Source organism: Xanthomonas sp. WHRI 6106, assembly GCF_040202405.1.
Lineage (GTDB): Bacteria > Pseudomonadota > Gammaproteobacteria > Xanthomonadales > Xanthomonadaceae > Xanthomonas > Xanthomonas cannabis.
Genome location: NZ_JBEGFC010000007.1, coordinates 12263 through 33828, shown reverse-complemented (window position 1 = coordinate 33828; position 21566 = coordinate 12263). Strand labels below are relative to the sequence as shown.

Below are 21566 nucleotides of genomic sequence, written 5' to 3'. Positions count from 1 at the left end.
GGAAACCCTCTCGCCAGCAGCGATGCCCAACCCACGCAAGGCATCGCGCGTGCTTGGCAGACGGGAGATACGCCGCTGTTGCCGTACCGATCCGCGCCTGCCAGGCACGCCGTCGCTCAGCTCCTCAGGCGCGCAAGGCGCGTGGCAACCACAGCGACAATTCGGGGAAAAACGCCACGATCAACAGTACGCACAGCGCCGCCAGCCAGAACGGCCAGATGGTGCGCATGCTTTGCGCGATGGTGATCTGGCCGATGGAGGTGCCGATGAATAGCACCGAGCCGATCGGCGGGGTGATCAGGCCGATACCGCCTGCCAGCACCATTACCAGACCGAAGTGGATCGGGTCGATGCCATAGGCCTTGACCACCGGCAGGAAGATCGGCGTGCAGATCAGGATCTTCGGCGCCAGGTCCATGAACATGCCCAGCAACAGCAGCATCACCACGATCATCAACAGCACCATGTTCTTGCTGTCGGCGATGGCCTGCAGGAACTTCACCGCAGCGGCAGGTACCTGCAGATAGGCCAGCAACCAACCGAATACGGCCGCAGTGGCGATCACGAACAGGATCACGCCGGTGGTGCGCGCGGCATGCGTGACGGCGGCGAAGAACTCGGCCCAACGTAGCTGGCGATACAGCAGCGCAGTGACGATCAGCGCGTACACCACCGCAATCGCCGCACTCTCCACCGCGGTAAAGATGCCGGCACGGATACCGATGAAGATCAGCGCCACCAGGCCCAGGCCCGGCAATGCACCGATCAGGCGCAATGCCACCGCACGCCAGCCTGGGAACGGCTCGGTGCCGTAGCCGCGATGGCGCGCCACCGCATAGCCGGTGACCATCATCGCCGCGGTCATCAACAGCGCGGGCACGATGCCGGCCGCGAACAGATCGGCAATCGACAGGCCGCCGCCGGCCGCGGCCGAAAACAGGATCAGGTTATGCGACGGCGGCACCAGCAACGCCACCAGCGCCGCGGTCATGCTTACGTTCACCGCGTAATCGCGGTCGTAACCGCGCTTGATCATCTGTGGAATCATGGTGCCGCCAACGGCCGACACGTCGGCGATGGCAGACCCGGACACGCCGCCGAAGAACAGCGACGACAGCACGCTGACCTGGCCCAGGCCGCCACGCACGCGACCCACCAGCGAAGACGCCAGCGCAATCAAGCGTTCGGAAATGCCACCACGCAACATCAACTCGCCAGCGAAGATAAACAGCGGAATCGCAATCAATGACGCCGAGCCGCTACCGGCGGAAATCTGCTGCACCAGGACCACCGTGGGCAGGTCCAGATACAGCAGCGTGGCCAATGCAGCCGCACCCAGTGCATACGCCACCGGCACGCCGATCAGCAGCAGCACCACAAAGGTTCCCAACAACATGGCGATGCCCATCAGCGCACTCCTCCGGCTTGGATCGGGCGCAGCACACGCCACAACTTGTACAAGGCAAACAGCACCATCAGCGCACCGCCGATCGACAGCGGCAGGTAGTTGATGCTCTGCGGCATCTGCGCGCCGGCCATCTTGATGTCCAGGCCATCGACCAGCAGCGCCGCGCTCCACCACGCCAGCACAGCCCCAATGGCGAGAATCATCAGCGGGCGAATCACTTCGAAGATTCTGCGTACCAGCGGCGGCACGTGTTCGCCCAGCAGATAAAAGCCAAAGTGGCGATTGGTGTGCACGCCGGCGGCAGCGCCCAGGCTCAGTGCGGTGCTCAGCAGCAGCAGCGTCACCGGTTCGGTCCAGCTGGGCGAGTCATTGAGCACGTAGCGGGTGAATACCTGCCAGCCCTGCACGACCACCAGGCCCAGCAATGCCAGCGACGCCACGCCAACGGCAATATCGGAAACGCGGTCCAGCGCGCGCTGCAACGGCGCGACCGGGACGGCAACAGTCTCGGGTTCGGTCATCGGGACACCTCTATGCAAAATCGCGAATGCGGCGGTACAGCGCTTCGATCTCCGGCTGCTTGCGATATTCGGCCAGCAGCGGCGCGGCAGCGGCGCGGAACGCCGGCATGTCGACCTGGTTGAGCTTCACGCCGTAATCGATCACCTGCTTGCGCGCCACCGTCTCCGACGCATCCCACAAGTTGCGCATCACCGGCACCGAGGCGCGCGCCAGTTCCACCACCAGACCGCGGTCGGCCGGGCTCAGTGATTCGAAGCTGGCGCGCGACATCACCAGGATGTCCGGCGCGTAGGAGTGCTCGCTCTGCGACCAGTAATGCGCGGCTTCGAAATGCCGGCTGGACTGGAAGCTGCGCATGTTGTTTTCCGCACCGTCGATCATGTGCGTTTCCATTGCCGAAAACGTCTCGCCCAGCGACATCGGGGTGGGGTTGGCGCCCAGCATGCGCATCAGCTTGAGGAAGATGTCCGACGAGGCCACACGCAGTTTCAGGCCCTTGAGATCTTCCGGGCGATGCAGCGGGTGCTTGGTGTTGTAGAAGCAACGCGCGCCCGAATCGTAGATGGCAAGACCCACCAGATCGCGCTGCTCGAAGCTGCGCAACACGCTGTCGCCGACATGGCCGTCGATGGCGCGGCGCAGATGCGGCACCGAGTCGAATACGTACGGCAGGCACAGCGCCTGGGTGAGCGGGAAAGTGTTGTTCAACGCGCCCGAATACACCCGGGTGATGTCGATGGCGCCGAAGCGCGCCATGTCGATCGCCTCGGACTCGCGGCCCAGCTGGCCGGAGTGGTACTGGCGCAGCTTGAGCCGGCCGTTGGTGCGTGCCTCGAGCTGCTTGCCGAACCAGCGCACCGCTTCCACGGTGGGGTAGTCGCCCACGTGCACATCGGTGGCGGTGAGCAACTGCCCGCCGGGAATCGGCGTGGTGGCGCCGGCGCCCAGCCACGGGGCAGCGGCGGCGGCGCCGAGCCCGGCACCGAGGAAATGTCTGCGTGTGATCATTGGCGCCCTCCCAAGCGTCTGGTCACGGGGGCCCGCACCTAGTTGGCGGACACAGCCGTACAGGAAATGTCGCCGATGCCGGCGAAGCGAATCAGGGCATGCTGTCCCACTTCGATGTCGTGGATACCGGTGGCATTGCCAGTGGCAATGAGATCACCGCGCTTGAGCGGGCGCCCGCGCTGGGCCGAACGGCTGAGCGCAAATGCGTAGGCCGCACGCAACCCGCCGGGAAGCGTGGTGGCGCCGCCGGTGCCGACCACCTGGTCGTCGATCAGGGTTTCGGCAGTCAGCGCAGTCTCTTCGCGGTCCAGCCAATCGGTCACTTCCGGCCCCAGGATCAGGCCGTTGTTATTGCCGAAGTCGGAGATCACCACCCGCGGGCCCAGCTTGTTGATGGTCGCCAGCGGGCTGCTGGCGATTTCCACGCCGATGAACAGCCGCGCCGGCACGGCGGCGGCCTCGTCGGCGGTGTAGTGCGTCTTGCCGCTGGGAGCATCGGCCTCCAGCCGCAGCACGTACTCGGCTTCCACCGCGCCGAAGCCGCCGACATAGATCGGGAACTCGGTTGTTCCACCGGTAGCATTCCAGAGCTTCTGAGAGAAGATCGGGCCCAGCAGCCGTTCGTCGCCGGAGGTATCGCGGCGCTCGGCGACGATGTAGCCCACCTTCCAGCCCACCACCTGGTCGTGCCACTGGCTGATGGCGATGTCCTGCACCTGGTATGCGGTGACCAGATCGTCCGGGATTTGCCCGGGAAAGTCCGGCAGTGAAGCCCCGGCACGGCGAGCCTCCACAAAGCGTTGGGCGATGTCGGACAACGCGGATGTGGACGTTGGCGGGGTGGCGGCGTCGTTGCTCAAGGGTGTCTCCCTGATAGGTGTTTTGTTGCACTGCCAATCGACAGCGGCACGGTGTGCTGTATATGGTAAACCGGTGTCATTGGCAATGTGCAGTGCGACATTGTGACCGCGATAACGAACCGTCCCTGGGAGAGGTGGATGCAACAGACACGTCGCAAACGTAGGGGCAGCGGGCTTTTGCACGCGTTGCGCCAAACAGTGACGGTGGCCCTGGGCGCGCTCGCCCTGGTTGCCACCCCGGCATGGTCGGCGGAGGCGGCCAGCGCCGACACCGCGGCCGAACAGGCCAGCCGCATCGGCCTGTGGCCGCGCGCGCTGGCACCGGGAGACACCGCGTTGCCGCAGCCGCAGCGCATCGTCGACCGCAGCAGCGATGCCGCCCGGCCCGACCGCTACATCCAGAACATCAGCGACCCATACCTGGTGGTCTACCGGCCCAGGCGGCCCAACGGCACCGCGCTACTGGTCACCCCCGGCGGCGGCTATCAACGCATCGTGCTGGACAACGAAGGCAGCGCGCTGGTGCCCAGCTTCGTCGACCAGGCCGGCATCACCTTGTTCGTGCTGCGCTACCGCTTGCCGGGCGAAGGCCACCCCAACGGCGCCGATGCGCCACTGGCCGACGCCCAGCGCGCGCTGCGGCTGATCCGCGCCAATGCAACGCGCTACGGCATCGACGCGCAGCGCGTGGGAGTGATGGGCTTTTCGGCCGGCGGCCACGTTGCGGCCAGTCTTGGCACGCGCTACGCCGCGCAGGTGTATCCGAAGATTGACGCCGCCGATGCGCTGAGCGCGCGGCCGGATTTCCAGGTGCTGGTCTACCCGGTCATCGACATGGACAGCGCCAACGCGCACATGGGCTCGCGCGAACGCCTGCTCGGCAAGGCCCCCAGCCAGGCGCAGGTGCGCGCCTACTCGCCGCAGTGGCAGGTGGATGCCCACACGCCACCGACCTTTCTGCTGCATGCACAGGACGACACCGTGGTGCCGGTGCGCAACAGCCTGTTGATGCACGACGCGCTGCTGCGCGCCGGCGTGCCGAGCGAGCTGCATGTCTTCCCGCAGGGCGGCCATGGCTTCGGCACCGGCCGTACCAGCGGGCTGACGCTGGCGACGTGGCCGCAACTGGCGCAGGCCTGGATTGCGTTCGTCACCAAGCCATCGGTGTCACCGGCACCGGCAGCAACAATGCAGGGCGCGGGGCGATGAGCGCCCCGCACGCGCCCGACCCGCGCCGTCGCACGCTGCTGCGGAGCGGCCTGTTTGCGAGCGCCGCTGCCGCATTGCCTGGACTTGCGACAGCTGCGGCAGCGCCGCCGCCTCGCGATGACAGCGCGCCGGTGGCACGGCTGCGCGGCGGCGCCGTCCGCGGCCTGCGCGATGCAGGCATCTGCGTGTTCAAGGGCATCGCGTATGGCAGCGATACCGGCGCGCGGCGCTTCCAGGCGCCCATGCCGGAAACGCCCTGGCAAGGCGTGCGCGATGCCACCGGCTTCGGCGCTGCGGCCCCGCAGCCCAAGGCCAGCGAGCCCACCAGCGAGGACTGCCTGTTCCTCAACGTGTGGACGCCCGGCCTGCGCGATGGCGGCAAGCGGCCGGTGCTGGTCTATCTCCACGGCGGCGGCTACACCACCGGCTCCGGCAGCGACCCGCTGTACGACGGCGTGCGCCTGTGCACGCGCGGCGATGTGGTGGTGGTCACGGTCAATCACCGGCTCAACCTGTTCGGCTACCTGTCGCTGGCGCAGCTGGGCGATGCGAGCTTCGCCGATTCGGGCAATGCCGGGCAGCTGGACCTGATCCAGGCCCTGCACTGGGTGCGCCAGCATGCGGCCGAATTCGGTGGCGATGCCGGCAATGTCACCGTGTTCGGCCAGTCCGGTGGCGGCGCCAAGATCGCCACGCTGATGGCGATGCCGGCCGCACGTGGGCTGTTCCACCGTGCCTGGACCATGAGCGGGCAGCAGGTCACCGTGGCCGGCCCGCGCGCGGCCACCCAGCGCGCGCAGCTGCTGCTGGACGCATTGAAGATTGCGCCAGGCGATCTGGCGCGGCTGCGCACTGTGCCGGTGGCGGACCTGCTGGCCGCCGCGCAGGTGCGCGACCCGTCGCGGGTGGAAAACAGCGCGCTGTATTTCGGCCCGGTCCTGGATGCGCGCAACGTGCCGGTGCATCCGTTCTGGCCCACCGCACCAGTGCAATCGGCCGGCATTCCAATGGTGATCGGCAACACCCGCGACGAGACACGCGCATTTCTCGGCAACGACGCAAAAAACTTTGCGCTGAGCTGGGATGAGTTGCCGGCCAAGCTGGAAGCGCAGCAATACGTGGACCTGTTGCCGCAGGTGGTGATTGCCGAATACCGGCGGCTGTATCCGCAGTACTCGCCTTCGCAGGTGTTCTTTGCCGCCACCACTGCCGGCCGCTCGTGGCGCGGTGCGGTCGAAGAAGCCGAAGCGCGTGCGCGTCAGGGCGCCCCCACCTGGGTCTATCAACTGGATTGGGGCTCGCCGCTGGAAGGTGGCAAGTTCGGCGCCTTCCACACGCTGGATATTCCGCTGGTGTTCGACACCATCGCCCAACCCGGCTCGCGCACCGGCAACAGCATTGATGCGCAACGCATGGCCGATCAGATGAGCGATGCGCTGATCGCGTTCGCGCGGCATGGCGACCCGAACCACCGCGGCGCACCGCACTGGAAGCCGTATTCGCTGCAACGGCGCGAAACGCTGCTGTTCGACGTGCCCAGCCGGCTGGCCAACGACCCGCGTGGCGGCGAACGACGGCTGTACCAACAGGCTCCCTTCATCCAGCGCGGTACGTTCTGACCATTTCTGTCTTGGAACAACAATGGACGTGCCCGATGGTCGTCACTCACATGAAAGTGTTCTGCGCGGAAACAAAGGAGCCTCTGATACATGCCAGTTCAGGCACCGGCCACGCCCTAGCTGCGCTGCGCAGCCACGTCTATTCAATCTTGCAGCAGTGTTGATTCAATCTTGAGGTGATGCATGCGTCATGAGTCTGTTGCTTTACCGCTGCTGCTGGCTGCACTGGCAGCTGCCTGCCTTCCGTTCGCCCATGCCGCCGCAGCGGCGTTGGTCGACACGCCGCTGGCGTCTGCGGCATCCACCACCGATCCCTCAAAAAACAACGCGCCTGCCGCGACAGCTTCGTTTGCCGCCAGCAAGATCGTGCTGGTGGGCGATTCCACCACCGCCGTGCAGGGTGGCTGGGGGCCGAGTTTTTGCGCGCAGCATGTGACCTCGTTTTTGAGCTGCCTCAATCTGGCGCGCGGCGGGCGCAGTACCTCCAACTATCGTGCGGAAGGCTCGTGGGACATCGCACTGAAGGAGTTGCGCAGCGGTGGCTACCGGCAGGTGGTGGTGCTGATCCAGTTCGGCCATAACGACCAGCCCGGCAAGCCGGGGCGCTCTACCGACCTGTCGACAGAATTCCCGGCCTACCTGCGCCGCTATGTGGCCGAGGCGCGTGCCGCGGGTGCGGTTCCGGTGCTGGTGACGCCGTTGACGCGGCGGCAGTTCGCGCGCGGCCAACTGCTGGACGACCTGGCGCCATGGGCGCAGGCCACACGTGCGGTTGCGCGCGAGTTGCAGGTGCCGGTGGTCGACCTGCACGCGCGCAGCCGCGCGTTGGTGCAGGGCATGGGGCCGGTGCTGGCGATGCGGCTTGCGCAGCGGCCAGCCGACCCGCAGCAGGTGATCGCTGCGCAAGCGGGTACCACCGTCGGCAAGACACCGGCGCAGACGCTGCCGTCGTCATCGTCATCGTCGAAAGTGCCTGAGGGCGCCAGCGTGACTACGGCCACCGCACCTGCCACGGCACAGGACAATGCCAGTGCCGAACCGATGGGCCAGGCCAAACTTGCGTTCGACTACACGCATCTGGGTCCCGAGGGCGCGGATGTCTTTGCGGCAATCGTTGCAGACGAGTTGGCAAGGCAAGTGCCGGCATTGCGGCCGTTGTTGATTCCGTGATGCGTTGACGGCAACTGCGCTTGGCACGGTCGGGAGCTTGCCAAGCGCAATGACGCTGAGGTCGTTCCCAGACGTGCAGCGCGGGGTTGGTGCAATCAACTGCTTGTCGGGGACATGGTCGCTTGTTCCGTACCTTCATCCGCCCCCTCCGGGCACCTTCTCCCCCATGAAGGAGGACAATGTCCCGGTGGGAGAAGGAAACGCAGCGTGGCTGCGCTTTGTTGGACGCATCGCACGAGCACCGACCGCGCCGGCCCGGCGACTACGCTGATGTTTGGTCAGACGCTCCAAGCGCCATCCTTCAACGTACAACAGGCACCGGCGCATCCGTCTCGATCACGCCTTCGCGCTTGAGTTCTTCCCACACCGCTGCAGGAATCGCCACCCGCATCGATGCTGCATTGGCGATTGCCTGCTCGGCCGTGCGCGCGCCAGGAATCACCGACGACACCACCTGCGGCGCCGCGGCAAATTGCAACGCCACGGTGCGCAGATCCACGCCATGCCGCTCGCAAACGGCCAGCGCTTTCTGACGCTTGGCCGGTGCCCATTCCGGCACCGTGCCGTCGTACAGATAACGCTCGCGGCCGGCCAGATACCCGGCCAGCAATGGCGCACCCACCACCACTGAGGCGCCGTGCTTGGCGATCTTCGGGAAGGTGTCATGCAAGGCCTGCGCATGATCGAGCAGCGAGTACTGGCAGGCCAGCAGGAAGATATCCGGGTCGGCCTCTTCGATTGCGCGCAATGCAGGCTCCGGGCGATTGACGCCAAACCCCCAGGCCTTGATCAGGCCCTCCTTGCGCATCCTGGTCAGCTCCGGCATCGCGCCCTTCACCGCTTCGGCAAAACGCTGCTCCCACGGCATGCCCAGGTCTTTTTCGTTCTCCGGCGACAGGTCGTGGATATAGGCGATGTCGATCTGCGACACGCCCAGACGCTGCAGGCTGTCCTCGATCGAACGCCGCACACCGGCCGCGCTGTAATCGTAGCGATAGTCGAATGGCGAGGGCTGCACCCACATCGTCTTGGGCGGTTTGTCGGTGGCGGTGAGCAGGCGCCCGACCTTGGTCGACACCACATAATCGTCGGCCGCGTGATTGTGCAGGTGATGGCCGGTGCGTCGCTCCGACAGGCCCAGCCCGTACCATGGCGAGGTATCGAAATAACGCACCCCCGACGCCCACACCGCTGCCAATGTCTGTTCGCTCTGTGCATCGCTGGTGGGCGCAAAGCCATTACCGATCGCCACGCCGCCAAAGCCCAGGCGACTGCGCGGCCGGTAGCGTGCGCCCTTGACGACGGGATTGGTCGGCAATGCGTTCGCAGCGGTTTTGCCACGCGTCGGCATCACACTGCCAGGCGCAGAAGCCTGTGCCAGCAGCGGTGCAGCGGCCAATGCCGCAGTGCCCGCAGCGGCAGCGGACAGAAATTGGCGGCGTGTATTCATCGGGATTCCTTGCAACAACGTGGCCCACGAGGATGGCCCCGCGCATGTGCATGCCAGGTCAGCGAACTCAGCCCACTGCCAACTCATGCACCTGTGCGCGTGGCGCGCCATCGCCCAGCCACAACGTGGCCGCGCTGATCGGCAGACTGAAGCGACGTGGCCCGGCGCTGCCTGGATTGACGTACAACACGCCGTCGCGCGTCTGGATGGCCGGCTTGTGCGAATGCCCGCTGATGATGACGTCTGCTGCAACGCTCGGCGCCAGCGTTTTCAGATCGTGCAGCACATGGATGCGTACGCCAGCGATCAGCACATCCAGCATCTGCGGCAAGCCCGCTGCCCAGGGCTTGTTGTCGATATTGCCGGCAATCACATGCAGCGGCGCCAGCGCCTGCAACGCGGCGAGAATCTCCGGCTTGCCGACGTCGCCGGCATGAATGATCGCATCGCTTCCCACGAGCGCGGCCACTGCTTCGGGTCGCAACAATCCATGGGTGTCGGAGATCAGGCCGATGCGTATGCGGGCGGGCATGGCGTCCTCTTGCGCAGACAGAAGCGGCACATGCTACGCACTGCAAGTGCGCCGGACGTGAGGCCAGCGCGTGCAGAGGTCGCACGCCGCAGCTCAACGCCGTGCAGGTACTACACGTTCACAACAACACGCCTGCGCCGGCAATCACCCGCGGCGTAGCGTGACCAAAAGCGTAGCGGGCGGTCGTCAGATGGGTGCGGTCACCACGCTTGGACCACCGCGCACGCGTCGTACGTGCCGCATCGGGCAGAGACCGCGCCCGCCTGGCGATGCGCGCAGTCATCTGTTCGCCGCTCCTAAGCAACCCCGCGCGCCGGCCATGCCCATACGCTATTGGGATCGCCCTGCATGCCACGGCGTTTGCTCGCAAGCGCCATGCGCCAATAGGCCCAGGCCATCAGCAGCGCAACCAGATCGATACCGAGCACGGTCGCGCTCTGCCACGGCGCGGTCGCGCCGTGTGCGCCAATGCAGCTGGCCAGCGGAATCAGCGCCGTCAACCCGGCGCAGGCCAGCAAGAGCTCGTACGCACCGCGTGCGGTGGGGCGGAGCAGGGCCCACAGCAGCGTTGCGGTGAACACTGCGTAATAGACATAGCGCTCCTGGCCCTGCGGCAGGTACCGCGCAGCGATGAACAGCGCCGAGATGCCGGCCACACTGCCCAGGCAGACGCCGACGGTGAGCCGTGCCATCGCATGTGTGCGACGCGGCTGCGCAATGGCGCGGCGCTTGCGCCGTGTTTCGATCCACAACAGGTTGCCGCTGTAGAACAGGAACGCGCCGCCGAGGCCGAGCAGGAAGTACAGCCACTGCACCGCGGCATGCCCGAAGTTGCCGAAGTGCAGCGCCTGCAACCCGCGCAACGCGGCGGTGCCGGGCGACATCGTGGCCGGCTCCAGCACGCGCAACACCTGCCCGGTGCTGGCATCCAGTGCCACTCCGCCCAAGGTATTGAGCCGACGCTGGTCATGATGGCCGTAGACCTCCACCCGCGCATGGGCATCGCCGGCATCGTGGTACGCCAGGCTTTCCGGCACGAAGCCGGGGCTGGCTGTCACCGCTTTGTCCAGCAGCACCGCCACCGGCAGCAACGGCGCTGCACGCTTGGCCGGCGCCACATGCGGTGCCAGTTCGAAATCCGGCTCCAGGATCTGCATCAGCTTGCCGTCGAACACCAGGAACTGGAATGGCGCCAGCAGCAGCACGCCCAGGCACAGCACCGCGCCGGACCAGGCAAAGATCACATGGAATGGCAGCGACAGCATGCCCACCAGATTGTGCGCGTCCTGCCACAGCCGTTTGAGGTTGGCGCCCACGCGCAGCGCGAACAGGTCCTTGAAGAACACCGGCGCGTACAACACCACGCCGCTGACCAGCGCCAGCCCGTACAACACGCTCACCACCCCGAACAGATAGGTGCCGAGCACACGCGGCAGGCCGGCGGTGAAGTGCAGGTCGTAGAGAAAATCCGCAAAGCCCACGCGCTGTGGCAACTCCAGCAAGCCGCCATCGGGCCCCGCCTGATACTGGCGCATACCGCCGCTGGCATCGGCCTGCGCGCCATACCAATACAGCCGCGCAATCGGCCCGTGTTCGCCCGGCAACAGCAGCAAGAACGAATCGGCCACCTGCGGGTGCGTGGCGATGACCGTGTCCAGCAAGGACTGCGCCGCAGTCACCGGATCGGCAGGCGCCGTTTCGGTGACCGCTGGTGCACTCTGCCACTCGCTGAGCTGATGCGTGAACACGGTGATGGCACCGGCATAAAAGGCAATGAACAAGGCCATGCCGGCCAGTAACCCCATCCAGCTGTGCACGGACAGAAATGCGCGCAAGGTCGATGCTTTCATGCGCTCAGCTCCGTCCAGCCCAGTGCCTTGATCGCGGCGAGTGCGAGGTAGCACAGCAGCGTCAGCCCGCCGAGCACGATCCAGGCATGCGATGCCCGCCGGAACACGAACGGCAACGCCATCGCGCCGATCCAGACCGGAAACATCAGCAGCAACCACACCAGGGTATAGCGCTGTTGCGGCCCCGGTAGCAGCAAGGCGCACAGGCCGACCACGCCCACCGCAAGCGGCAGGCCCAGCACCACCGCACTCAACCATCTAGCCCACATGGCGTGCCTGCCTGCGTTGTGCGCGCAGCTGCCGCCCGATATCCAGCACCGGCAGCGCCACTGCCGCCAGCATCAGCGCCGTCACGGCGGCGAAGATGCCGGCCCACATGCCCAGCGCATGGATGGCGCAGGCCAGTGACAACGCCAGCAACACGCAGCCACCGACGCGCAACCCGCGCGCCGAGGGGCGTCGCTGCAGCAACAGACGTTGATGCGTGGTTGCCAGATAAAACGCCAGGGCCGAGGCGGCAGCGGCAAGCAGATAGAGTGCGGTCATCAGCGCGCTCATGCGCCAGCCTGCATCGAGGTGAGCGAAGGCAGCGCACCGCGCTGGGCACGATGCGCGCGGCGAGGTTGCGCCCTCGCTTGCGGCGACACCAGCGTCCACACACCTGCCTGCGCACTGCCATGCACGCCCAAAACACAGCGAACGGCCGCAACCGGCAGAAAACCCACTACAGCGATCAAAACGCCCACGCACACCACTCCCGCAAGAGGATCGACGGAAGGCATGGCGGCGGCTGTGCCCGGCAGCCCTCCCCGGGCTGCCTAAGAAAGCTGGCAATCCTGCAGCGCGGCCCGGTGGGCATGCGCGGCAGGGTGTCAGCCACTCTACGGCGCGCAATCTAACAGGTGGCACACCGCCGGACCAGCTGTCCGGCGGTGTGCATGACGCATCAGCCGTGCGGCGTCAGCACGATGGCGCCAAGCGGCGGCAACAGCAACGGCAGCGACTGCGCATGGCCATGCATGGACTGCTGCTCTGCCGTCACGATGCCGCCATTGCCCAGGTTCGCACCGCCGTAGATGCCGGCGTCGCTGTTGAACACCTCACGCCACTGGCCGCCTTGCGGCACGCCGATGCGGTAGCCGTGCTGCACCACCGGGGTGAAGTTGATGACCACCAGGACCGGCGCATCGCCGCGTTTGCCCTTGCGCAGGAACGCCAGCACGCTGTTGGCGGCATCGTCGCCCACCACCCAGGCGAACCCGGCCGGGTCGTCGTCATGCGCGTGCAGTGCGGGATATTCCGCGTACAACCGGTTGAGATCGCGCACCAGGGTCTGCACCCCGCGGTGGCGCGGGTCGTCGAGCAGGTGCCACGGAATGCTGGCGTCGTGGTTCCACTCGGTGGGCTGGCCGAACTCGCAGCCCATGAACAGCAATTTGCGCCCCGGGTGCGTGAACATATAGCCCAGATACGCGCGCAGGTTGGCAAAGCGCTGCCACTCGTCGCCCGGCATACGGCCCAGCAACGAGCCCTTGCCGTGCACCACTTCATCGTGCGAGATCGGCAGCACGAAGCGCTCCGAATACGCATACACCATGCTGAAGGTCAGCTCGCCATGGTGGTAGCGGCGATAGATCGGGTCCAGCCCGGCGTAATGCAAAGTGTCGTGCATCCAGCCCATGTTCCACTTGTAGTGGAAACCCAGGCCACCGTGCGCCACATCGGCAGTGACACCGGGGAATGCGGTGGATTCTTCGGCAATCATCACCGCGCCCGGGGTGTGTTCGCGCACCACTTCGTTGAGCCGGCGCAGAAAGGCGATGGTTTCGTAGTTCTCGCGCCCGCCATGGATGTTGGGCACCCACTCGCCGGCATTGCGGCTGTAATCGCGGTACAGCATCGAGGCCACCGCATCCACGCGCAGCCCGTCCACGTGGTAACGCTGCAAGAACTCCAGCGCGCTGGCGATCAGGAACCCGGACACCTCGCGGCGGCCGTGGTTGTAGATCAGCGTATTCCAGTCGCGGTGGAAGCCTTCGCGCGGGTCGGCGTGTTCGTACAGCGCGGTGCCGTCGAAATGCGCCAGGCCATGCGCGTCGGTGGGAAAGTGCGCCGGCACCCAGTCCACCAGCACGCCGATGCCTTCGCGGTGGCAACGGTCGACGAAGCGGGCAAAGCCGTCCGGCGAGCCGAACCGCGCAGTCGGTGCAAACAGGCCCAGCGGTTGATAGCCCCACGAGCCGCCGAATGGATGCTCGGTCACCGGCATCAATTCGACATGGGTGAAGCCCATGTCGGCCACGTACGGAATCAAGCGGTCGGCCAGGCCATCCCAGTCCAGGTCCACGCCTTCTTCGCGCAGCCAGGAACCGGCATGGATCTCGTAGATGCTCATCGGTGCGTCGTGCGCCTGGCGGCGCGCGCGCGTGGCCATCCAGCCGTCGTCGCTCCACTGGAACGGCGCCGGGTCGGCCACGATCGAGGCGGTGCCGGGCGCCAGTTCCGCACGCCGCGCCACCGGGTCGGCCTTGGCCGGCAATTCGTGCCCATGCGGGCCACGCAGCTGGTACTTGTAGTGCGCACCGGGCCCAACGTCGGGCACGAACAGCTCCCACACGCCGGACTGATGCCGCAGCCGCATCGGGTGACGGCGCGCATCCCAGCTATTGAAGTCGCCCACCACCGCCACGCGCGAGGCATTGGGCGCCCACACCGCAAAGCGCGTGCCGCGTACGCCATCCACCTCGACCACGTTGGCGCCCAATGCGTCGGCCAGCTGCAGATGGTGGCCTTCGCTGATCAGGTGCAGGTCGAAGTCGCTGAGCTGCGGGCCGAATGCGTAAGGATCGGCCGTTTCCTGCTCGCCACCGGGCCAGCCGATACGCAGCCGGTAACCGCCCTGCGCCGGCAGGTCGCCGGCAAACAGGCCCGGTTCCGGGCCGGGCTCCAGGGCGATCGTCTGGCCGTCGTCGAGCACGGCGCTCACCTGGTTGGCGCCCGGCAGATAGGTGCGCAACACGCGCCCGGTGTCGGTCGGATGCGCGCCCAACACGGCAAAGGCGTCGCCGTGGCGTGATTCGGCCAGCGCGCGTACCACGCCGGGGTCCCATCGATTGGTCACTGCTGTCATTACTCCATTCATCATGTGTCTCCTGCACCGGCGCGTGCACGTTGCAGGATGCGTCGCAAGCCTTCGATCGGCACCATCAACCAACCCGGGCGATTGGCCGCTTCGTAACGCACCTCGTAGCAGGCCTTCTCCACCAGGAACAGCAAGGTGGCCGCGTTGAACGCCGCCGGCGCAATCCACGGGTGGGCGCTGGCGTCGAGCACGGCATGGTAAGCGTCCAGGAAGGCTTGTGTGGAGCGGCGGCGGAATTGCACCAGGAATTCGTCCAGATGCGTGTCCACACCGACACCTGCGCGCGCGGCCGTGCCTTCTTCGCCACGTGCCGAGACTTCGCTGGCGTAGTCGAGCGAGCGCAGGAAGCCGGCCACATCGCGTAGCGGGCTGGCCTTGGCACGACGTTCGGCCAACGGCTTGGCCGGCTCGCCTTCGAAGTCGATCAACACCACATCGTCAAAGGCGACCAGGATCTGGCCCAGGTGGAAGTCGCCATGCACGCGGGTCAGCAGCGAATCGGCCAGCACGCTGGGTGCCTTGGCCAACAGGCTGTCCAGTTGCGGGCGTTGCGCGAGCACCGCTTCCAGCGCCTCGCGTTCGGTGGCGTCGTCGGTGCCTGCCAGCCGCGTATTGACCGTGTCCCACATCTCTTCCACCTGTCGCGCCACACCGGCCACCACATCGTTGGCGGCGGGCAGGTCGATGCGCTGCGGGGCGAAGTCGGCATCGTCGCTGGCACGCGACAAGGCTTCATGCAGCTCGGCCAGGCGCTTGCCGACCACCGCGGCAAAGGCGTCGTACCCGGCAATGGCTTCGGCACGTGCTTCGTCGGTCTGCGCAGTGGCGTACTCGTCGAAGCTGCGCGCCAGGTGATCCAGCGTCCAGCGCCAGGCATCGCCCTGGTTGCGGATGAAGCCCTGCAGCAAGGCGATGGTGGTGACGGTGCCCTGCGCGTCGATCCGGCTGACGCTGCCCAGCAACGGCGCGGCGTTGGCGTAGCCCATCTCGGTCAGGCGGCGGCCGATCTCGATCTCCGGGTTCGCCCCGTCGGCCACATGCCGCAGCAGCTTGAACACCGCCTTGTCGGCCACCACCAGCGAGCTGTTGCTCTGTTCGGCCGACAGCCAGCGGATGTCCGGGTCGGCGGGGATCTCCAGCCTGGCCAGTGCCGGCGTCGCTTCGAAGCGCACCTGGCCCTGCTGCGCGGCATCGTCGCCATCGCGTACGTCCAGCACCGCATTGCTGCGCAGCGCATCGATCACGCCGCGCACCATCGGCTTGAGGGCGAACGCATCGGTGAGATAGCCCACCTCGCGGCCCTGGCGCACCCGCGCCAATGCCAGCTGCTCGGCGAGCGTGCTGGGGTGGTCGCGCTCCCACACGATGCCTATCGGCAGCATGTAGCGCTCGTGGCGGCCATCCTCCAGCTCTGCGTCGAGTTCCAGCAGGCTCATCGGCTCATCGCCCGGCAACGGTGTGCGGCGCGAGATGCGCACGTTCTTCAATGCCTGATCCTTGGCCGAGAACCAGCGCCGTGCCGACAACCAGGCCGGCAGGATCTCGCCTTCCAGGGTGGCCAGATGTGGCAGCAAGGCATTGCTCTCATCGGTGTCGCTGCGCAGCACCAGCGTGCGGTAATCCGGCAACGGCACCGGGCTGGGCACATGCCAGTCCGGCAAGGTGCCTTCGCTCACCAACTGGAACGCGTAGAAACCGAACGGCGGCACCGTGAGCAGATAGGTCAGCCGGCCGATCGGCGGGAAGCTGCCGCCGCCGATGATGTCCACCGGCACGCGGCCCTCGAACTCGGACAGGTCCAGCTCCACCGCCTGCAGCGTGTGCGACAGGTTGGCCACGCACAGCACGGTCTCGTCCTGATAGCAGCGCAGGTAGGCCAGCATGCGGCGGTTGCCCGGGTACAGGAAGCGCAGGCTGCCGCGCCCGAAGGCCTGGTAGCGCTTGCGCACGCTGAGCACGCGGCGGGTCCAGGTCAGCAGCGAATGCTGGTCGCGGATCTGCGCTTCCACATTGACGGCCTGGAAGCCGTACAGCGGGTCCATCACCGGCGGCAGCACCAGCTGCGCGGGGTCGGCACGCGAGAAGCCACCGTTGCGGTCGATCGACCACTGCATTGGCGTGCGCACACCATCGCGGTCGCCCAGATGGATGTTGTCGCCCATGCCGATCTCGTCGCCGTAATACAGCACCGGCGTGCCGGGCATGGTCAGCAGCAACGAGGTCATCAACTCGATGCGGCGGCGGTCGCGCTCCAGCAGCGGCGCCAGCCGGCGGCGGATGCCCAGATTGATGCGCGCGCGGCGGTCGGCGGCATAGGTTTGCCACAGATAATCGCGCTCCGAATCGGTGACCATTTCCAGCGTCAACTCGTCGTGGTTGCGCAGGAAGATCGCCCACTGGCAGCTCTCCGGAATCTCCGGGGTCTGCCGCATGATGTCGGTGATGGGGAAGCGGTCTTCGCGCGCGATCGCCATGTACATGCGCGGCATCAGCGGGAAGTGGAACGCCATATGGCATTCGTCGGCGTTCTGGCCGAAATACTGCTGGGTGTCTTCCGGCCACATGTTGGCCTCGGCCAGCAGCATGCGGTCCGGGTATTCGGCATCCAGTGTGGCGCGGATCTTGCGCAGGATCGCGTGGGTTTCCGGCAGGTTCTCGTTGGAGGTGCCGGAGCGCTCAATCAGATACGGCACCGCATCCAGGCGCAAGCCATCCACGCCGCGGTCCAGCCAGAAGCGCATCACTTCCAGCACTGCTTCCAGCACTGCGGGGTTATCGAAGTTGAGATCCGGCTGATGCGAATAGAACCGGTGCCAAAAGTACTGCCCGGCCACCGGGTCCCAGGTCCAGTTGGACTTTTCGGTGTCGCAGAAAATGATCCGCGTGCCTTCGTATTCCTGGTCGGTGTCCGACCACACATAGAAGTCGCGCTCCGGCGAGCCCGCCGGCGCATTGCGTGCACGCTGGAACCACGGGTGCTGGTCGGAGGTGTGGTTGATCACCAGCTCGGTGACGATGCGGATGCCACGCGCATGCGCCTGCGCCACCAGCTGCTCGAAATCCTCGATGCTGCCGTAGTCCGGATGCACCGCCATGTATTCGGCAATGTCGTAGCCGTCATCGCGGCGCGGGCTGGGGTAGAACGGCAGCAGCCAGATGGTGTCCACGCCGAGCTCGGCAATGTAGTCCAGCTTGGAAATCAGCCCCGGAAAATCGCCGATGCCATCGTCGTTGGAGTCGAAGAACGACTTGACGTGCACCTGATAGATGATGGCGTCCTTGTACCAAAGCTGATCGGCAACTACCGACGACTGCTCGGCATCGGCTTGTAACGCTGCAACTGCATTCATGCGACCTCTCCTGCGCGGATGCGCCATAACGCGAACGGTCGCGTTGCCTCTAGACGGATGTGTTGGTATTTGCCGTGCCACTCGAACCGGTGCCCGTCCCACAGATCTTCCACGGCAACGGTGGCGTGATCGGGCAGGCCCAGCTCCCACAGCGGGATTTCGATATCCGCATCCTGCCCGGCATGCGGGTCCAGGTTGATTGCCACCAGCACCATGCTGCGGCTGCGCGACAGGTAGCCGGCATCCAGGAACTTGCCGTAGTACAGCACCTGATCGTTATGCGCCTGGTAGAAGCGCGTGCCCAGGTGCGACTGCAGCTCCGGATGCATGCGGCGCAGCTGATTGAAGCGGGTGATCTCATCGACGATGTCGCCAGGCGCACGCTCGGGCCAGGCGCGCAGCTGGAACTTCTCCGAGTCCAGATACTCTTCCTTGCCCGGGGCCAACGGCGTGGCTTCGCACAATTCAAAGCCCTGGTACATGCCCCAGAGCCCGGACAAGGTGGTTGCCAGCGCGGCACGGATCAGATGCCCGTTGCGCCCGCTGTGTTGCAGGAACGTGGGATTGATGTCCGGCGTGTTGACGAAGAAATGCGGGCGGAAGCATTCGCGCGGCACGCCTTCGTTCAACTCTTCCACGTACTCCTGCAGCTCGTGCTTGTGGTTGCGCCAGGTGAAGTAGGTGTAGGACTGCGAAAAGCCGCACTTGGCCAGGCGGTACATCATCTTCGGGCGGGTGAACGCCTCCGACAGGAACACCACATCCGGCCGACGCCCGCGCACATCGGCAATCAACCATTCCCAGAACGGGAACGGCTTGGTGTGCGGGTTGTCCACGCGGAACAGGGTGACGCCTTCGTTGACCCAGAACAGCACCGCATCGCGCAGCGTGTTCCACAGGTCCGGCACCGCGCCGCTGGCGTAGAAATCGACGTTGACGATGTCCTGGTATTTCTTCGGCGGGTTCTCCGCATACGGGATCGACCCATCGGCGCGCCAGGTGAACCAGTCCTTGTGCTCCTTCAACCACGGGTGGTCGGGCGCGCACTGGATCGCGAAATCCAATGCCACCTCCAGCCCGTGCGCACGCGCCGCCTGGATCAGGCGGCGAAAGCCCTCTAGCCCACCAAGCTCGGCATGCACCTCGGTGTGCCCGCCATCGCTGGCGCCAATCGCATACGGGCTGCCCGGCTCGCCCTCGACCGCGGTGACCGAGTTGTTGCGGCCCTTGCGGTTGTTCAACCCGATCGGATGGATCGGCGGCATGTACAGCACATCGAAGTTCATCGCGCGGATGTGTGCCAGCCGCTTGATCACATCATCGAAGGTGCCGTGCCGCTGCGGGTCGCCGCTTTGCGAGCGCGGGAACAATTCGTACCAGCTGGCAAAGTGCGCCGCGCGGCGCTCCGATTCCACCCGGTAGGTCACCGGCGTCTCGGAGCGGAACGGCTTGTCGTCGGCTGCCGCCATTGCCTGCGCGGTGTCCGGCTCCAGCACGATCGCCAGCTGCTGCAACGGCTCACTCTGCGCGCCGATACGGGTCAGCACCGCCTGCAAACGCTCGGCCAGCGCGCCAATGCTACGCGCATGCGCTGCCTGCACCACGGCGACGGCTTCCTGCACGTCCACCGGCAGCACCGTATTGGCCGCGCGCTTCTTTTCCAGATCCGCATGCAAGGTAGCGAACACATCGCGCCAGCCTTCCACCCGGAACTCATAGGTGCCGATGCGCTCCAGCGGAAACTCCGCGCGCCAGCGGTCGTTGCCCAGTGCCCGCATCGGCGCGCTGGACCAGGTCTTGGCGTCGGCCGGGCGCCACAGCACCGCCACCGCGATGCGGTCGTGCCCGTCGCAGAACGCATCGGCTTCCACACAGATGCGGTCGCCCACCGTGCGCTTGACCGGGAAACGGCCGTTGTCCACCGACGGCGTCACCGACTCGATGCACACCCGCGGCCAGGTGGCCGCGGTCTGCGCACGCGGGCGCATGCGTGGCACCGCCAGCACATGGCGCGCCGGCACGCTGCGGTACACGCGGACCTCGCCCGGCTCCAGCGCATCGAGCGTTGCGCCCGACAAGGTACGGCCGTCTTCGGCCACCAGCGCTTCGGCGTCGCCGAGCAGGCGCAACAGATCCGATGCGGGCACCGGTACCACATGCCGCGTATCGCCATTGATCAATAACAAGGAGGGCAAGCCGCCCAGTGGCTCCACTGCCACTGCGGTCAGCCCGGTGGATTCGCGCAGCAGCGGCCGCAGCCGCATGCCGGCATTGCTGGTGGGCAAACCATCGGTGGCACGGATCGACAACGGCAACGCGTCCAGATGCGTATCGTCCAGCAACCAGGCACTACCCAGGGCCAGCGCCAGCTGCCAGTGCTGCTCGGGCGCGGCAGCACGCTTGCCGTCCGGTGCATCCAGCACGGCAATCACTTGCGAGGCCAATGCACGCAGCGCGGTGTCTTCATCGAAGAACCAGCTGCCGCGTCCATCCCACCATGCCAGCGACGAGAACGCCGCATCGAACCCGGCGCCGGACAGCTGCTGCAACGCCTCCAGCCCCAAACCGGGCGTCCACGCCGCAAACACCACTTCCGGCGCCTGCGCATGCACGCGGGCAATCAACTCGCGCCAACGCTGCGCCGGCACCTGCTGCGGCTGCAAGAGCCGGAACCCGGCCACACCCTGCCCGGCCCACTCCAGCAAGCGTGCGCTCCACCACTCCACCAGCGCGGCGCCCTCTTGTGCATAGCTGAAGCGCGCCTCGGCCACTTCCGGCGTGGCGCGCGGCTGACGCGGGTCCGGCACCGCCGTACTGCGTGCGCGGAACCACTGCGGGTTATCGCGCACTACCGCGCTGGCCCCGCCCACTTCATCCAGCCGCAGATCGATCAGCAGCTTCACCCCGGCGCGATGCGCGGCCTGCGCCGCCTCATGCAACGGGCCGTGCTGCGCACCGGCAGCACCAGCCGGCTCGATGAGCCGGCCATCCGCATCACGCTCGAACGGCGCAGCCATCACCACGTAGTCGCACCCGGCCTCGCGCGCCGCCACGCAGCGCTGCTCCAGCCCGGTGGCGCTCGGGGTCGTTTCATTGAGTACACAGATCCGCATGACCGCCCCTCAGCAGGCAACGGCGCGCGAACGCACCGTAAGAATGGACGTCACGCGGCAGCGGCCGCTCCATGCTGCTGCAAGCGCTCGCTGCCAACGCGCCGGCCCTCCCCCCGCTCGGACCGATGCCAGCCGCAGCGACGCATGCTGCGCCGCCGCCTGCTGCACTGATGCCCGCTCGCTCAACGCCTGGTCGATCCTGCCCACCGTGACTGCACTCATGCGCAACTCCGCAACGATTCTTGACCCATGCAGTCAAGCACCCGGCCTGCGAATTTCATGTGTCGGCCGAATTGACGAAAATCAAACAAGCCCGGCTGTGGTGAGGGCTCA

Annotated in this window: 15 protein-coding genes; 3 read left to right on the top strand and 12 right to left on the bottom strand. The window is 66.4% G+C overall.

Going from position 1 to position 21566, the window contains the following annotated elements; all coding sequences use genetic code 11:
* Nucleotides 1-124 precede the first annotated feature (124 nt).
* Genes ABQZ09_RS11810 through ABQZ09_RS11795 form a run of 4 tightly spaced genes read right to left on the bottom strand, consistent with a single transcriptional unit; the run spans nucleotide 125 to nucleotide 3798 of the window.
* Nucleotides 125-1408: a TRAP transporter large permease gene (locus ABQZ09_RS11810; protein WP_039407044.1), complete on the bottom strand. Its 1284-nt coding sequence runs from the start codon at nucleotides 1406-1408 to the stop codon at nucleotides 125-127.
* Nucleotides 1408-1929, bottom strand: coding sequence for a TRAP transporter small permease (locus ABQZ09_RS11805; protein WP_039407042.1), 522 nt, complete (start codon nucleotides 1927-1929; stop codon nucleotides 1408-1410). The genes ABQZ09_RS11810 and ABQZ09_RS11805 overlap by 1 nt, the downstream gene beginning before the upstream one ends.
* 10 nt (nucleotides 1930-1939) lie before the next feature.
* On the bottom strand, nucleotides 1940-2938 hold the full coding sequence (locus tag ABQZ09_RS11800; RefSeq protein WP_039407039.1) for a TRAP transporter substrate-binding protein: 999 nt from the start codon (nucleotides 2936-2938) through the stop codon (nucleotides 1940-1942).
* Between the two features lie 38 nt (nucleotides 2939-2976).
* A complete protein-coding gene (locus ABQZ09_RS11795) occupies nucleotides 2977-3798 on the bottom strand; it encodes a 2-keto-4-pentenoate hydratase (protein ID WP_349776958.1) in 822 nt (273 codons plus the stop codon).
* Between the two features lie 138 nt (nucleotides 3799-3936).
* Between ABQZ09_RS11795 and ABQZ09_RS11790 the strand changes: the two genes are divergently transcribed.
* The 3 genes from ABQZ09_RS11790 to ABQZ09_RS11780 all read left to right on the top strand — a co-directional run bounded on the left by ABQZ09_RS11790 (nucleotide 3937) and on the right by ABQZ09_RS11780 (nucleotide 7796).
* Nucleotides 3937-5007: an alpha/beta hydrolase gene (locus ABQZ09_RS11790; RefSeq protein ID WP_349776957.1), complete on the top strand. Its 1071-nt coding sequence runs from the start codon at nucleotides 3937-3939 to the stop codon at nucleotides 5005-5007.
* On the top strand, nucleotides 5004-6626 hold the full coding sequence (locus ABQZ09_RS11785) for a carboxylesterase/lipase family protein (protein WP_349776956.1): 1623 nt from the start codon (nucleotides 5004-5006) through the stop codon (nucleotides 6624-6626). The genes ABQZ09_RS11790 and ABQZ09_RS11785 overlap by 4 nt, the downstream gene beginning before the upstream one ends.
* A gap of 183 nt (nucleotides 6627-6809) precedes the next feature.
* Nucleotides 6810-7796, top strand: coding sequence for a rhamnogalacturonan acetylesterase (locus tag ABQZ09_RS11780; protein ID WP_349776955.1), 987 nt, complete (start codon nucleotides 6810-6812; stop codon nucleotides 7794-7796).
* Between the two features lie 301 nt (nucleotides 7797-8097).
* Here the strand turns inward: ABQZ09_RS11780 and ABQZ09_RS11775 are convergent, their stop codons facing one another.
* From ABQZ09_RS11775 to ABQZ09_RS11740, 8 genes are all read right to left on the bottom strand, one after another.
* A complete protein-coding gene (locus tag ABQZ09_RS11775; RefSeq protein ID WP_349776954.1) occupies nucleotides 8098-9246 on the bottom strand; it encodes an aldo/keto reductase in 1149 nt (382 codons plus the stop codon).
* Between the two features lie 67 nt (nucleotides 9247-9313).
* Nucleotides 9314-9778, bottom strand: coding sequence for a metallophosphoesterase family protein (locus ABQZ09_RS11770; RefSeq protein WP_349776953.1), 465 nt, complete (start codon nucleotides 9776-9778; stop codon nucleotides 9314-9316).
* Between the two features lie 296 nt (nucleotides 9779-10074).
* Nucleotides 10075-11628, bottom strand: a complete 1554-nt coding sequence (locus ABQZ09_RS11765; protein WP_349776952.1) for a PepSY-associated TM helix domain-containing protein — start codon at nucleotides 11626-11628, stop codon at nucleotides 10075-10077.
* The gene (locus ABQZ09_RS11760; protein WP_123137596.1) at nucleotides 11625-11897 is read right to left on the bottom strand and encodes a hypothetical protein; all 273 of its coding nucleotides are present in this window, start codon (nucleotides 11895-11897) and stop codon (nucleotides 11625-11627) included. The genes ABQZ09_RS11765 and ABQZ09_RS11760 overlap by 4 nt, the downstream gene beginning before the upstream one ends.
* A complete protein-coding gene (locus ABQZ09_RS11755) occupies nucleotides 11887-12186 on the bottom strand; it encodes a hypothetical protein (protein ID WP_349776951.1) in 300 nt (99 codons plus the stop codon). The genes ABQZ09_RS11760 and ABQZ09_RS11755 overlap by 11 nt, the downstream gene beginning before the upstream one ends.
* Nucleotides 12187-12574: 388 nt before the next feature.
* Complete coding sequence (glgB, locus tag ABQZ09_RS11750) at nucleotides 12575-14758, bottom strand: 1,4-alpha-glucan branching protein GlgB (protein ID WP_349776950.1); 2184 nt, start codon at nucleotides 14756-14758, stop codon at nucleotides 12575-12577.
* An 11-nt stretch (nucleotides 14759-14769) separates the two neighbouring features.
* Nucleotides 14770-18120, bottom strand: a complete 3351-nt coding sequence (treS, locus tag ABQZ09_RS11745) for a maltose alpha-D-glucosyltransferase (protein WP_039407011.1) — start codon at nucleotides 18118-18120, stop codon at nucleotides 14770-14772.
* Nucleotides 18117-21233: a maltotransferase domain-containing protein gene (locus ABQZ09_RS11740; protein ID WP_349776949.1), complete on the bottom strand. Its 3117-nt coding sequence runs from the start codon at nucleotides 21231-21233 to the stop codon at nucleotides 18117-18119. The genes treS and ABQZ09_RS11740 overlap by 4 nt, the downstream gene beginning before the upstream one ends.
* Nucleotides 21234-21566 lie beyond the last annotated feature (333 nt).

Excerpts from the sequence above, each read along its gene's own strand:
- ABQZ09_RS11780 (WP_349776955.1), top strand. The coding sequence starts at position 6,810 with ATGCGTCATGAGTCTGTTGCTTTACCGCTGCTGCTGGCTGCACTGGCA.
- treS (WP_039407011.1), bottom strand. The coding sequence starts at position 18,120 with ATGAATGCAGTTGCAGCGTTACAAGCCGATGCCGAGCAGTCGTCGGTA.
- ABQZ09_RS11785 (WP_349776956.1), top strand. The coding sequence starts at position 5,004 with ATGAGCGCCCCGCACGCGCCCGACCCGCGCCGTCGCACGCTGCTGCGG.
- ABQZ09_RS11810 (WP_039407044.1), bottom strand. The coding sequence starts at position 1,408 with ATGGGCATCGCCATGTTGTTGGGAACCTTTGTGGTGCTGCTGCTGATC.
- ABQZ09_RS11775 (WP_349776954.1), bottom strand. The coding sequence starts at position 9,246 with ATGAATACACGCCGCCAATTTCTGTCCGCTGCCGCTGCGGGCACTGCG.
- ABQZ09_RS11790 (WP_349776957.1), top strand. The coding sequence starts at position 3,937 with ATGCAACAGACACGTCGCAAACGTAGGGGCAGCGGGCTTTTGCACGCG.
- ABQZ09_RS11760 (WP_123137596.1), bottom strand. The coding sequence starts at position 11,897 with ATGTGGGCTAGATGGTTGAGTGCGGTGGTGCTGGGCCTGCCGCTTGCG.
- ABQZ09_RS11765 (WP_349776952.1), bottom strand. The coding sequence starts at position 11,628 with ATGAAAGCATCGACCTTGCGCGCATTTCTGTCCGTGCACAGCTGGATG.
- glgB (WP_349776950.1), bottom strand. The coding sequence starts at position 14,758 with ATGACAGCAGTGACCAATCGATGGGACCCCGGCGTGGTACGCGCGCTG.
- ABQZ09_RS11740 (WP_349776949.1), bottom strand. The coding sequence starts at position 21,233 with ATGCGGATCTGTGTACTCAATGAAACGACCCCGAGCGCCACCGGGCTG.
- ABQZ09_RS11805 (WP_039407042.1), bottom strand. The coding sequence starts at position 1,929 with ATGACCGAACCCGAGACTGTTGCCGTCCCGGTCGCGCCGTTGCAGCGC.
- ABQZ09_RS11770 (WP_349776953.1), bottom strand. The coding sequence starts at position 9,778 with ATGCCCGCCCGCATACGCATCGGCCTGATCTCCGACACCCATGGATTG.
- ABQZ09_RS11800 (WP_039407039.1), bottom strand. The coding sequence starts at position 2,938 with ATGATCACACGCAGACATTTCCTCGGTGCCGGGCTCGGCGCCGCCGCC.
- ABQZ09_RS11755 (WP_349776951.1), bottom strand. The coding sequence starts at position 12,186 with ATGAGCGCGCTGATGACCGCACTCTATCTGCTTGCCGCTGCCGCCTCG.